Raw genomic sequence first — 13,226 nt, 5'->3', positions numbered from 1 at the left:
CTCACCGGCCCGCCGGACGCAGCCGCAGCCCCTGCATCCCGCCGTCGACCGCGAGGGCCGTGCCGGTGGTCGCGCCCGACAGCGGGCTCGCCAGGTAGGCGATGGCGCCCGCGACCTCGGGCGCGGAGACGAGGCGTCCCGTGGGCTGGCGGGCCTCCAGTGCGGCCCGTTCGGCGCCCGGGTCCGTCGCGGCGTCCAGGAGGCGGCCGACCCACGGCGTGTCGACGGTGCCGGGGTTCACGCAGTTGACGCGGATGCCCTCCCGGACGTGATCGGCGGCCATGGCGAGGGTCAACGACAGGACGGCGCCCTTGGACGCGGAGTACAGGGCGCGCTGCGGGAGACCGGCGGTGGCCGCGATGGAGCACGTGTTCACGATGGACGCGTGCGAGGACTTCCGCAGGTGCGGCAGCGCCGCCCTGGCCGCCCGGACCATGCCGACGACGTTGACGTCCAGCACGCGGTGCCAGACCTCGTCGTCGTTGTCCTCGACGGTGCCCTGGGCGCCGATGCCCGCGTTGTTGACCAGTACGTCGAGGCCGCCGAGGTCCGCGGCCGCGGCGGCGACGGCCCGGCGCACGGACTCGTCGTCGGTGACGTCGGCCCGGTAGCCGAGCAGCGGCTTCTCGACGCCCGCGGGGTCCAGGTCGAGGACGGCGACCCGGGCCCCCCGGGAGGCGAGCAGTTCCGCGGTGGCCCGGCCGATGCCGGAGGCGCCGCCCGTCACCAGGGCCCTGAGTCCCTCGAAGTCGCTCATGCGGCCTGCTCCTTCTGCCGGTCGAGGTCGGCGGCCCAGAACGTGCCGCCGGGAAACGTGAACTCCGCGACGGACTCCGCCCGCATGGTGGCGGAGAAGCCCGGTGTGGCGGGTGCCGTGTAGCGACCCTCTCTGATCACCACCGGGTCGAGGAAGTGGTCGTGCAGATGGTCCACGTATTCGATCACGCGGTTCTCGGTCGTGCCGGACAGCGCCACGTAGTCGAACATGGAGAGGTGCTGGACGAGTTCGCACAGCCCGACACCGCCCGCGTGCGGGCAGACGGGGACCCCGAACTTGGCGGCGAGGAGCAGGATCGCGAGGTTCTCGTTGACGCCGCCGACCCGGGCCGCGTCGATCTGCAGGACGTCGATGGCGCCGGCCTGGAGCAGTTGCTTGAAGACGATCCGGTTCTGTACGTGCTCGCCGGTGGCGACCTTGACCGGGGCGACGGCCTCACGGATCGTCGCGTGGCCGAGGATGTCGTCGGGGCTGGTGGGCTCCTCGATCCAGTACGGGTCGAACTCGGCGAGTGCCTTGGTCCACTCGATGGCCTCGTCGACGTTCCAGCGCTGGTTGGCGTCGATGGCGATGCGGATGCCGGGGCCCACCACGGAGCGTGCCACCCGGCAGCGGCGTACGTCGTCGGCGAGGTCCGCGCCGACCTTCAGCTTGATCTGGGTGAAGCCGTCGGCGACCGCCTGACGGGCGAGCCGGGTGAGCTTCTCGTCGGAGTAGCCCAGCCAGCCGGGCGAGGTGGTGTAGCCGGGGAAGCCGCGCTCCTTCAGCAGCGCGGAGCGTTCCGCGGAGCCCTCTTTGCCCCGGCGCAGCAGCCGCAGCGCGTCCTCGGGCGTGAGGACGTCCGCGATGTACCGGAAGTCCACCTGGGCCACGAGCCATTCGGGCGTGGCGTCGGCGAGCAGCTGCCACAGGGGTTTGCGTGCGTTCTTGGCCGCGAGGTCCCAGACGGCGTTGACGACGGCGCCGATCGCCATGTGCATCACGCCCTTCTCGGGCCCGAGCCAGCGCAGTTGGCTGTCTCCCGTCAGGTCACGGGCGAGCGATCCGGGGTCCGCGCACAGCTCGTCCACCGTGCGCCCGAGGACGTGCGGCCGCAGTGCCTCGATCGCGGCGACCTGGACGTCGTTGCCCCGCCCGATGGTGAAGGTGAAGCCGTGCCCCTCCAGGCCGTCGGTCGCGTCCGAGCGCAGGACGACGTACGCGGCCGAGTAGTCGGGGTCCGGGTTCATCGCGTCGGAACCGTCGAGCTCCCGCGAGGTGGGGAAGCGGATGTCGTAGGTGTCGACCGCGGTGATACGGGCGGCAGATGAGGACACAGAAATACCTTTCGATCGAGCCCCTTCAGGGGCGCGGGGAACTGCGCGGCCAGCCACAGCGCACCCGCAGGTGCACACCACGCTCAGTCCTGCGCCCGGCCGGTGGTCACCCGAGCGATCATCAACGCGACCAGGATGATCCCCCCGTAAATGGCTTGGATCCAGAAGGACGGCACCTGCGCAAGAGTCAGCAGGTTCTGGACAACCCCAAGAAGAAGGACGCCCGTGAGGGCGCCGAACATCGTGCCCTTGCCGCCGTCGAGGCTTATGCCACCGATGACCGCGGCCGCGAACACGGTGAAGATCATGTTCTGGCCCTGGTTGGCGTTGATCGCGCCGACATAGCCGGTCTGCATCAGGCCGCCGACCGCGGCGAGCGTCCCGGCGACGACGAAGACACCGAGCATCACGCGCTCGACACGGATGCCGGCCGCACGGGCCGCGTCGGGGTTGCCGCCGATCGCGTACAGGGCCCGTCCCCAGCGGTGGTACTTGAGGACGAATCCGGCGACGCCGAAGGCCGCGGCCGCCAGCCACACCGAGATGGGCACGGTGAGGAACGTGGTGGTGGCGAGCGTGTAGAAGGCGTCGGGCATTCCGAAGAGCGTCTTGCCCTCGGTCGCGCCGACCAGCAGACCACGCAGGATGATCAGCATCGCGAGCGTCACGATGAACGCGTTGAGCTTGAACTTCACCACGAGGATGCCGTTGAAGCCGCCGATGATCGCGCCCACCACCAGGATCGCGAGCAGGGCGACACCCGCGGGCAGTTCCGTACCCCAGCCGGACTGGGCGGCGGGCAGCAACAACAGGGCGCCGACGGCGGGCGCGATCCCGACGACCGACTCCAGCGACAGGTCGAACTTCCCGGTGATGAGCACCAGCGACTCGGCCAGCACCACCATCGCGAGCGCCGCCGAGGCACCGAGGACGGAGATCAGGTTCTGTTCGGTGAGGAACGCGTCGTTGACGAACGCGCCGAGCACGAGCAGCAACAACAGGGCTGGTACGAGGGCAAGTTCGCGTGCCCTGCGCAGCATGACGGCCTTGGCGTCGGCCTTGCTCTTCAGAGGGCGCAGGGAGGTGGGGGCCGAGGCCGACGCGGCCTTCGTGTCAGCCATGGTGGTCCACTCCTTCGATGGAGGCGATCAGCTCGTGGTCGCGCCAGCCCGCCGGATGCTCGGCGACGACCCGGCCGTGGAACAGGACGAGGACGCGGTCGCAGCGGCGCAGGTCGTCGAGCTCGTCGGAGACGACGAGCACGGCGGTGCCGTCGTCGCGGGCCGAGTCCATGCGCGAGAGCAGGGACTCCTTGGACTTCACGTCGACGCCCGCGGTCGGGTTGATCAGGATCAGCAGCCGCGGGTCCGAGGCGAGGGCCCGGGCCATGACGACCTTCTGCGCGTTGCCGCCGGAGAGGTCGGACACGGGCTGGTCGGGCCCCTCGGTGTGGATGTCGAGGCGCTCGATCAGCTCGCCGGCGAAGCCCCTTCTGCGGTCGGTGGAGACGAATCCGTACCGGCCGAGGCGGTCGAGGACGCTCAGGGTGGCGTTGTCGCCGACGGTCATGCCGAAGACGAGGCCCTGTCCGTGCCGGTCGCGCGGGACACAGCCGACACCGGCCCGCAGGGCGGCCGTGACATCACCGAACGGCAGTGGCCTGCCTTCCAGCCGGGCGCTCCCCGCGGTCGGCGTGTGCAGTCCCGTGAAGGACTCGGCGAGCTCGATCTTGCCGCTGCCGCTGGATCCGGCGAGGCCGACGACCTCGCCGCCACGGACGGTCAGGTCGACGCTCTCGTACGAGTCCGACGTCAGTGCGCGCGCTTCGAGGACGACGGGCGCGCCCGCGTCCACCTCCCCGCGGGCCGCCTTCTCCTCCACGGCGGCGATGGACTCCCCCGCCATGGCCTCGACCAGGGCGGCCCGCGGCAGCTCGGCCACCGGGGCCGTGGTGATCCAGCGGGCGTCGCGCAGGACCGTCACGGTCTGGCAGACCTCGTACACCTCCTGGAGGTGGTGCGAGATGAACAGGAAGGTGACCCCGTTCTCCTGGAGCGCGCGCATCCGGGTGAAGAGGCGCTCGATCTCCCGGTTGTCGAGCTGGGCGGTCGGTTCGTCGAGGACGATGAACCGGGCGCCGAAGCTCAACGCCCGCGCGATCTCCACCATCTGGCGGTCCTCGACCTTGAGGTCGGCGGTCCGCGCGTCCGGGTCGACGTGGACGTCCCAGGTGTCGAGGACCTCGGCGGCCTCGGTCTTCAGCCGGCGCCAGCTGATGAAGCCGCCACGGCCCTGCGGCTGGCGGTTGATGAAGAGGTTCTCGGCGACCGTCAGCTCGGGGACGACGGTGGGCTTCTGGTAGACGCAGGCCACCCTGCGCCGCCAGGCGTCCCGGTCGGTGAGCGGGGGCGCGGGCTCGCCGTCGAAGCGGACCGTGCCCTCGTCGGGGGCCTGAAGGCCGGTGAGGACGGTGACGAGGGTGGACTTGCCCGCGCCGTTGCGGCCGACGAGGGCATGGGACTCACCCGCGTTCACCGTCAGCCGGCCGTCGGCGAGGGCGACGGTGGGGCCGTACCGCTTGGCGATCCCCCGGGCCTCAACGAGTGGAGTGCTCATTTGACCGTGTTGCCCCACAGCTCGGGGTCGTCGACGTTCTCCTTGGTCACCAGCGGCGCGGGCAGCTGGTCCTCCAGGTTGCCGCTGGGCAGCTCGACGATCTCCGAGTCGTGGTCGGTCGGACCGGGCTTGAACGTCTTCCCCGCCATCGCCGCCTTGATGTAGTACATGCCGTACTTGGCGTAGAGGTCGGCCGGCTGGGAGACGGTGGCGTCGATCTGGCCCTTGCGGATGGCGTCGAACTCCTGCGGGATGCCGTCGTTCGAGACGATCGTGATGTGGCCCTTCGCGCCGGCCTCCTTCAGCAGCCCCTTGGACTTCAGCGTCTGCAGGGTGGGCGCGAGGTAGACGCCGCCGGCCTGCATGTAGATGCCCTTGATGTCCGGGTTGGCGTTGAGGAGCGTGTCCAGCTTGGAGGCCGCGGTGTCGGACTCCCACTTGGCGGGGATCTCCAGAACCTTCAGCTTCGGGAACTTCTCCTTGACGCAGGTGCGGAAGGCCTCGGAGCGGTCGCGGCCGTTGACCGAGGCGAGGTCGCCCATGATCTGCACGACCTTGCCGGAGGGGATCTCCTTGCCGAGGTACTCGCAGGCCTTCTCCCCGTAGGCGACGTTGTTGGCACGGACCACCATCGCGACCTTGCCCTTCTCGGGCGCGACGTCCACGGCGACCACGGGCACGCCCTTGCGCTCGGCCTGGTCGAGCCCGGCGGAGATCGCGGCGCTGTCCAGGGGCGCCACGACGAGGCCCTTCACGCCCTGGTTGAGCTGGTTGTTGATGTCCGTGATCTGCTGCGAGGGATCGCTGTTGGAGTTCACCGTCTTGAGGGCGTCGACGTCCTCGGACTTCGCCATCTTCGGCACGTAGTCGTTGTACGACTGCCAGAACGGTGAGGTCAGCAGGGGCAGGATCACCCCGACCTTGCCGGTGCCGTCGCCCTTCTTGCCGCCCTCGGAGGCGACGTTGTCCTTGGTGCTGCCGCATGCCGCGAGTACGAGCGTGGCGCAGGCGGCCACGGCCGCCGCACGTATCGCCCGCGAGGTGTTTCGCCCGTTCCCGTACCGCACAGTTCTGCCGGCCATGTATCGGCTCCTCATTGAGCGTGATCGAGCTGGTGCCACGCATATTTATCAGACCACTTCGCCCTGACAACACCCCTCGCTCGCAATTTTTCGCTGTTTTGGTGCGTAGTGGTCCGACCACCTGAGTGGTTAGACTGCGGCGCACCCGGCGACAGGAGGACATGGCGTGGACGAGAGCCCGGCCCGGGCCGCGACGACGGCCCCGCAGAAGGGGACCGTGACGCAGCGCGCCATAGACCAGATCAAGGCGATGATCGGCGAGGGTCGTCTGGAGCCCGGCGCGCGACTGCCGACCGAGCGCGATCTGGCGTCGCAGCTGGGCATCTCGCGCAGCTCCATGCGCGAGGCGATCCGGGCGCTCACGGTGCTGGGTGTGCTGGAGGCCCGGCACGGCTCCGGGATCTACGTCACCCAGCTGGAGGCCGGCGATCTGCTGGAGACGTTCGGGGTGGTCGCGGACCTCTCCCGGGGCCCGCGGCTCGTCGAGCTCCTCGAAGTGCGGCGCATCCTGGAGTCGACGGCGACGGCACTCGCGGCCGCACGGATCACCGCCGACCAACTGGCCGAGGTGGAGAAGCACTTGGCGGCCATGAACGCGACGGACGACCCGGAGGAGATCCTCTCCCACGACCTGGCGTTCCATCGCGCCATCGGCGCCGCCGCGGGCAACGACACGATGGCGGCCATCCTGGAGGGTCTCTCCTCGCGCACGTTCCGTGCCCGGGTCTGGCGCGGCTACCAGGAGGAGGGTGCGTTCGAGCGGACCCGCCGGGAGCATGCGGCGATCCATCGTGCGCTCGTCGCCCGCGATCCGGAGGCCGCTCGGGCCGCTGCGGCGGCGCATGTGGGTGAGGTGGAGCAGTGGCTTCGGACCCAGCTCCAGCCTTAGGGCCGGAACCGGGTCCCAGGTGATGCGCCCGCCTGCGGGCCGGTGAGGGCTTGTCGCGCAGTTCCCCGCGCCCCTGAAAGCGGGCGCGGGGAACTGCGCGAGCGACCACAGCGCACCCGCAGTCCCGAAGGAACCTCAGGCCCTCTTCAGGCGCAGTGTCACCAGCTCGAACGGGCGGAGTTTCAGAGTCAGCCTGCTCCCGTCACGGTCCGGGGCGACCGCGTCGGGGAGCGGGCGTTCCAAGAGGTCAGTCACCGTGACGGCCTCCACCTCGAAGCCCGCCGTGAGCGTGGCGCGGCTGCGCCCGCCGCGCGACTCGTGGAAGCGGACGATCACGTCGCCGCTGCCGTCGTCGGCCAGCTTCACCGCGGTGATCACGACCGCGTCCTGGGCGACCGCCACCAGAGGCGCCACCTCCGAGGCACCGCCGACGACCTTCCGCTCGGGCAGGTTGATACGCCAGCCCTCCCGCACCGCGTCACCGATCCCGGCGCCGGGCACCAGCGCGTGCCGGAACCGGTGGACGCCCTGGTCGCTCTCGGGGTCGGGGAAGCGCGGGGCGCGCAGCAGCGAGACACGGACCGTGGTGGTCGTGCCCCCGTCGTCGCGCACGGCACGCGTCACGTCGTGGCCGTACGTCGAGTCGTTGACGACGGCGACGCCCCAGCCGGGCTCCTCCAGGTGGACGAACCGGTGGTTGCAGGCCTCGAACTTGGCGGCCTCCCACGAGGTGTTGGTGTGGGTCGGCCGGAAGAAGTGCCCGAACTGCGTCTCGGACGCGTACCGCTCGGCGTGCACGTCGAGCGGGAAGGCCAGCTTCAGGAACTTCTCCGTCTCGTGCCAGTCGACCTCGGTGTCGATGTCGAGGCGCCACTCACCCGGCGCGAGCGACAGCACCTGCGTGACCCTCGACTCTCCGAAGGCCCGGACGACCCGGACCGAGACCCCGTCGTCACCGGGGACGACCTGATCGGCGTCGACCAGGTCGGTGACCGTGTTCCGGTAGAACTCGTCGACGTCCCAGGCGTCCCACATGTTCGGGAAGTCGGGGTGGAGCTGGAGCAGGTTGGCGGCTTCGCCCGGCGCGAGGGTCTCTCGGTCGGCGGCGAGGTCGAAGGCGGAGACCACGAGGCCACGGGCGTCGATCTCGATCCGCAGACATCCGTTGTCGAGCACGAAACCGCCGTCCGCGCGCGGCACGAGCGTGCACTCGCCGCCGACGGCCGGGGACCGTGCGCCGCCGGCGGGCACTCCGTCGCGGGTGTGCGGCGCCGAGTTGAAGGCGAGGGCGGTCGTCCCCTCACCGGCCAGCGCGCGCTGGGCCCCGTCGATGATGCCGTTCAGCTCCTCGGCGACGGTCTCGTACGTCCTGCGGGCCTCACGGTGTACCCACGCGATGGACGAGCCGGGCAGGATGTCGTGGAACTGGTGGAGCAGCACCGTCTTCCAGAGGCGGTCCAACTCCTCGTACGGGTAGGCGAATGTGGCGTGCACAGCCGCGGTGGCCGCCCAGAGTTCCGCCTCGCGCAGGAGGTGCTCGCTGCGGCGGTTGCCCTGCTTGGTCCTGGCCTGGCTGGTGAGGGTGGCGCGGTGCAGTTCCAGGTACAGCTCGCCGACCCAGACGGGGGCGTTCGGGTACTCGGCCTCCGCCTTCTCGAAGAACTTCTCCGGGGTCTCCCAGACGACGGTCGCCGAGCCTTCGAGGTCCCGGAGCCGGGCCGCCTTGGCGACCATCTCGCGGGTGGTCCCGCCACCGCCGTCACCCCAGCCGGTGGGCGCGAGCGAGTGCCTCGCGACCCCCTTGTCCTTGAAGTTGTTCGCCGCGTGGGCGATCTCACTGCCCTTCATGGAGCAGTTGTAGGTGTCCACCGGCGGGAAGTGCGTGAAGATCCGCGTGCCGTCGATGCCCTCCCACTGGAAGGTGTGGTGCGGGAACTTGTTGGTCTGCGACCACGAGATCTTCTGCGTCAGAAGCCACTTGGAGCCCGCCGCCTTGATGATCTGCGGCAGTCCGGCCGCGAAACCGAAGGTGTCGGGCAGCCAGGCCTCGTCGTTGTCGACGCCGAACTCGTCGATGAAGAACCGCTTCCCGTGCACGAACTGACGGGCCATCGCCTCCGAGCCGGGCATGTTGGTGTCCGACTCGACCCACATGCCTCCCGACGGCACGAACCGTCCGTCGGCCACGGCCTTCTTCACCCGGGTCCACACCTCGGGCCGGTGCTCCTTCACCCAGGCCCACTGCTGGGCCTGGGACATGGCGAAGACGAAGTCCGGCTCGTCCTCCAGGAGGGCGGTCATGTTGGAGGTGGTCCTGGCGACCTTGCGTACGGTCTCGCGCAGCGGCCACAGCCACGCCGAGTCGATGTGCGCGTGGCCGACGGCGCTGATGCGGTGGGCGGACGGCACGGCGGGAGCCGACAGCACCTCTTCGAGGCGGGTACGGGCCGCGGCGGCCGTGCCGTTCACGTCCTGCAGGTCGACGGCGTCGAGCGCCTTCTCCACCGCCCGCAGGATGTCCCACCTGCGGGCGGACTCCACCGGGAGTTCGGCCATCAGCTCGCCGAGCACCTCCAGGTCGATGACGAGCTGCCACACCGTCTCGTCGAGGACGGCGAGGTCCATGCGCGCCAGCCGGTACTGCGGTTCGCTGCCCGCCGTCTCCTTGTCGCCCAACTGCGTGGGCAGGAAGGGGTGGTAGTCGAGGATGACGGGGTTGGACGCGGCCTCGACGTGCAGCCGGACCTCTTCGCCGCCCGTGACGGGGGCGCCGATCCGCACCCACTGGTTGCGCGGGTTCAGCCCCTTCACCGGCGTCCCGTCGGGCCGGTAGACGAGGCCCTCGCACTGGAAGCCGGGCATGTTCTCGTCGAAGCCGAGGTCGAGGACCGCCTCGACGGTCCGGCCGGCCCACTCCTCGGGCACGGTCCCCGTGACACGGAACCAGCTCGTCCCCCAGGGAGCACCCCACCTGTCGCCGACCGCCACCGGAGACGGTGTGGCCGCCAGCCCTTCGGCGACCGGCACCGGCTCGCCGGGCGCGTTCCACACCGCGACTTCCAGCGGCACGGACTCGGGGTACACGGCGGGTCGTATGCGCTCGTCGAGAACACGCTTGAGGCGGGCTTCGACCAGGCTGCGGTCGTCATGCATGGGGTGCTCCGTAACTCCGTTGTGCGGGTTGTTACTCGGTGTGGGTGACTACCGGCTCTCGGTGGTCACCCGGGTCGGCGGTCACCAGGTGTGGGTGACGGTCGCGGGTTTGGACGCGGTGTAAAGCTCCCCCACGGCCCGGAGTTCGAACCGCGCCGCCTGTTCGTCGCCGTCGGGCGCGAGGCCCGCGACGAAGAACGCCCGCTGGGCGGTGCCGCCGAGGAACCGCCGTGTGCCGTCGGACAGCACCCGGTGCAGGGTGTGGTGGCGTACGCCTGCCCCGGATGCGGCACGCCACGCGAAGCGCAGGTCGCCTCCCGAGGCGCCGGTGATGCGCACGTCGACGGGGGCGGCCGGGCTCTGCGCCGCCTGGTCGCGTACGGCCAGTGCGCCGAGCCGCCACTTCACGGCGCCGCCGGCGCCGGTGAGCCGGACGCCCAGGGAGTGGACCGTGCCGCCCGCCGGCAGCCCGGTCAGCCGTACCGTCGAGGTCCCCCAGCGGTCGCCGACGGTGACCGGGAAGTAGGTGTAGGCGTACGGCTGCCCCGGTCCCGCCGGTTCGGCGGTGGCCACGGCCAGCTCGGCCGTCACGTCCCCCGAGTCGGCCCGGTGGGTCAGCTCCACCACCGTGTCCTCGCCGACCGGGAGCCTGGTCGCGTACAGGTCCAGGGTGGCGGGCGCGTCGAGGGTCCCGTCGACCAGGACGCTGCTGCCGCCGCGCCACGCGTCCGCGAAGTCGAAGGTGACGGCGGGGCGCCGGCCCGCCGTGCGCACGACCCATCGCCGCGACGGCAGCTGGTCCTGGAGGCCGAGGTGGTTCCACGGGGTCGTCGAGGTGACCTCGCCGTCCTCGTACCAGCGCAGCCCGTGCCCGGTGTTGAAGACGCTCGCGAACGGGACGGAGGTCACCGTGGAACGGTCGGCGACGGACACGGCGGGGGCCCGCCAGGTGTCGGTGGCGTCGGGTTTCGCCGGATCGAGCGAGCGCCCGGTCCAGAAGCGGTCGTCGGCGGCGTGGAAGTCGCCGGGAGTGCGTCCGGCGGGCAGGTGGTTGCGGGTCCACTCGGGCCGGTAGAAGCCGAGCGACACGACGTGCGCGGAGCCGCTCGGGACCATGGCGTTCCAGTTGACGGAGGAGTTCCAGCCGTTGGACTCGACGTCGACACCGGCCCACAACTCGTACCGGCTGCGGCCCAGTTGCTGCGCCGTCGAGCCCGAGGACGCCAGGCTGCCGGGCGACCAGCGGAAGTCCACGAACATCGAGTCGGCGGCCTGGAAGAACACCTTGTTCTGGTTGTTGAGGGCGCCCTGCCAGCTCACCGAGCCGTTCACGGTCATGGAGTCGTACCAGGTGACCCGCTGTCCCTTGGCCCTGCTGAGCGCCTTGAGTTCGGTGAGGAAGCCGAGCATGTCGGTCGCGAGCGCCGCGTTCCCGCCGCCGGTCTCGGCGTTGACGAACCAGCCGTCGAAGCCGTACGCCTCGGCGACCGCGACGAGTTGGGCGGCCAGGGGGTAGTGCCCTGCCGCGTCCTTCTGCACCAGGTCACGGGTCCACTGCAGCTGTCCGCCGTACGCGACGGGTGGCAGGAACACGTTGCCGAGGACGGGCACGCCGTGCCGGTGGGCGGCGTCCACGACCGGCGCGTTCGGGGCGAGGATCAGGCCCTCGCCCGAGGAGCCGCCCCAGAAGACCAGCTCGTCGACGTAACTCCAGTGGGTGAGCGCGTAGAAGTCGGCGGTGGCCGAGCCCTGCGAGGGGTTGCTCGCGGTGGGGCCGAAGGAGACCAGCGACTGGATACGGGCCTGGCCGGCGCGGGCCGTCGTGTTCGCCGGCGTCGGGGTGAACCGCGCGGCGAGCGGCACGGACGCGGCATTGAACGCCAGGTCGGTGTCGTCGGCGGCGCGCCACGCCTTCAGGCTGCGCCAGGTGATGCCCGCGCCCGGTGCACCCGAGGGCAGCGAGTCCGGGTACCAGTAGCCGGCGTACGGCTGGAGTGCCGCGGCGGTCTTCGGCCCGGCGGTGGCGGGGGACGCCGGGAACAGGGCGGCCGTCGCCCCGGTGCCGGCGGCCAGCAGGACGGTGCGTCTGGTGGGGTTCACGGTCACGTGCCTCCTGGTGGGAGTTCTTGTGGGCGTTACGGAACCTGGTCGGGAGTGACGACTTCGGTGATGCCCCGGGCGGCGAGGTGCCCCTCGTCACCGGCGCGGGAGGCGAGCACGGTGGCCGGGCGGGCGCCGTCGGCGGTGAGGCGGAAGAACGCCTCGAAGACCGGGCCTCCCGGCGCGCAGACCGAGCGGGTGGCGGGGTCGTCGGGTACGACGAGGGCCGTGGTGCGGGGCTTCGGGGCGTACGTGTGCTCGCGGGCCGCCCGGGCCAGTTCCCGCGCGCTGTCCTTGGGCCGGCGCGCGTTGGTCAACAGGCCGAGTCCGTATTCGAGTTCGGGGAAGTCCGCGAGGTCGCGGGACACGTCGTGGGAGCACCACCAGGTGATGCCCCACAGGTCGGTGCAGTCGAGGGCGTTCGCGACGGTCGCCGCGGTGAAGGCGGCGGCGTGTTCGGCGGGGACCAGTGGAGCCGGGGCGCCGACCTCCTGGAGCCAGACCGGGCGCGAGGGGTCGTCGGCCCAGGCCTTGCTGAGTTCGATCAGGTAGGCGGCGTGGTGTTCGGTCGCCACACCGGTGCGTCCGTGCCGCTGGGCCGTGCCGTTGAAGACCCACGAGTGCACGGCGGTGACGGCGCCGCGCCGGGCTGCCTGGGCGGGGGTGAACGGCATGTCGTCCTGGTACCAGGCCGCGTCGTACTCCGCGTGCAGGTGCAGTCTGCCGGGCGCGCCCTTCTCGCACGCCGTGAGCATCCGCTCCAGCCAGGCGTCGACGAGGAGGGGGTCCGCCCGGTCGGGGTCCGGGTGGGGGCCCGCCGAGAACTGGTTGACCTCGTTGCCCACGGTCATGCCGATGAAGTTGGGCCGGTCGGCGAGGGCGGCGGCGAGGGTCCGCAGGTACTCGGCCTGTCCCTCGACGACCTCGGGGTCGGTGAAGATGTTCCGCCGGTGCCAGGTCTGGGTCCACGCGGGCAGGAAGTCGAAGCTCGACAGGTGGCCCTGCAGACCGTCGACGTTGACGTCGAGGCCGCGTTCGGCGGCCGCGTCGGCGAGGGCCACGAGCTGTTCCACGGCGCGCGGGCGGATCAGCGAGCGGTTCGGCTGGAAGTAGGGCCAGATCGGGAAGACGCGGACGTGGTCCAGGCCGAGTGCGGCGATGGAGTCGAGGTCGGCACGCACGGAGTCGAGGTCGAAGTCGAGCCAGTGGTGGAACCATCCCTCGCTCGGGGTGTAGTTGACGCCGAAGCGCACGGCAGAAGGCATGCGGAGTCCTGGTTCTGGGGTGCGTAC

9 protein-coding genes are annotated in these 13,226 nt (G+C 70.9%); 1 reads left to right on the top strand and 8 read right to left on the bottom strand.

Going from position 1 to position 13,226, the window contains the following annotated elements:
• Position 1: 1 nt before the first annotated feature.
• The 5 genes from KUF83_RS33795 to KUF83_RS33775 all read right to left on the bottom strand — a co-directional run bounded on the left by KUF83_RS33795 (position 2) and on the right by KUF83_RS33775 (position 5,792).
• Positions 2 to 757, bottom strand: coding sequence for an SDR family NAD(P)-dependent oxidoreductase (locus tag KUF83_RS33795; protein WP_217458825.1), 756 nt, complete (start codon positions 755 to 757; stop codon positions 2 to 4).
• On the bottom strand, positions 754 to 2,094 hold the full coding sequence (locus KUF83_RS33790) for an L-fuconate dehydratase (RefSeq protein ID WP_217458824.1): 1,341 nt from the start codon (positions 2,092 to 2,094) through the stop codon (positions 754 to 756). The genes KUF83_RS33795 and KUF83_RS33790 overlap by 4 nt, the downstream gene beginning before the upstream one ends.
• Positions 2,095 to 2,177: 83 nt before the next feature.
• Entirely contained in the window at positions 2,178 to 3,215 is a 1,038-nt protein-coding gene (locus KUF83_RS33785) for an ABC transporter permease (RefSeq protein WP_217458823.1), read from the bottom strand.
• The gene (locus KUF83_RS33780; protein ID WP_217458822.1) at positions 3,208 to 4,710 is read right to left on the bottom strand and encodes a sugar ABC transporter ATP-binding protein; all 1,503 of its coding nucleotides are present in this window, start codon (positions 4,708 to 4,710) and stop codon (positions 3,208 to 3,210) included. The genes KUF83_RS33785 and KUF83_RS33780 overlap by 8 nt, the downstream gene beginning before the upstream one ends.
• Complete coding sequence (locus KUF83_RS33775; RefSeq protein WP_217458821.1) at positions 4,707 to 5,792, bottom strand: sugar ABC transporter substrate-binding protein; 1,086 nt, start codon at positions 5,790 to 5,792, stop codon at positions 4,707 to 4,709. Before KUF83_RS33775 ends, KUF83_RS33780 begins: the two co-directional genes overlap by 4 nt.
• A 166-nt stretch (positions 5,793 to 5,958) precedes the next feature.
• Here KUF83_RS33775 and KUF83_RS33770 point away from each other — a divergent pair, with 166 nt between their 5' ends.
• A complete protein-coding gene (locus tag KUF83_RS33770; protein WP_217458820.1) occupies positions 5,959 to 6,681 on the top strand; it encodes a FadR/GntR family transcriptional regulator in 723 nt (240 codons plus the stop codon).
• 135 nt (positions 6,682 to 6,816) lie between these two features.
• Here KUF83_RS33770 and KUF83_RS33765 read toward each other — a convergent pair whose 3' ends face one another.
• The 3 genes from KUF83_RS33765 to KUF83_RS33755 all read right to left on the bottom strand — a co-directional run bounded on the left by KUF83_RS33765 (position 6,817) and on the right by KUF83_RS33755 (position 13,199).
• Complete coding sequence (locus tag KUF83_RS33765; protein ID WP_217458819.1) at positions 6,817 to 9,834, bottom strand: glycoside hydrolase family 38 C-terminal domain-containing protein; 3,018 nt, start codon at positions 9,832 to 9,834, stop codon at positions 6,817 to 6,819.
• 81 nt (positions 9,835 to 9,915) lie between these two features.
• Complete coding sequence (locus KUF83_RS33760) at positions 9,916 to 11,934, bottom strand: endo-beta-N-acetylglucosaminidase (protein ID WP_217458818.1); 2,019 nt, start codon at positions 11,932 to 11,934, stop codon at positions 9,916 to 9,918.
• 35 nt (positions 11,935 to 11,969) lie between these two features.
• The gene (locus KUF83_RS33755) at positions 11,970 to 13,199 is read right to left on the bottom strand and encodes a glycosyl hydrolase (protein ID WP_217458817.1); all 1,230 of its coding nucleotides are present in this window, start codon (positions 13,197 to 13,199) and stop codon (positions 11,970 to 11,972) included.
• Positions 13,200 to 13,226: the final 27 nt, after the last annotated feature.

The organism is Streptomyces sp. BV286, from assembly GCF_019090165.1.
Classification (GTDB): Bacteria; Actinomycetota; Actinomycetes; order Streptomycetales; family Streptomycetaceae; genus Streptomyces.
Note: the sequence above shows the minus strand (reverse complement) of the source record. Positions and strands in the feature narration are given on the sequence as shown.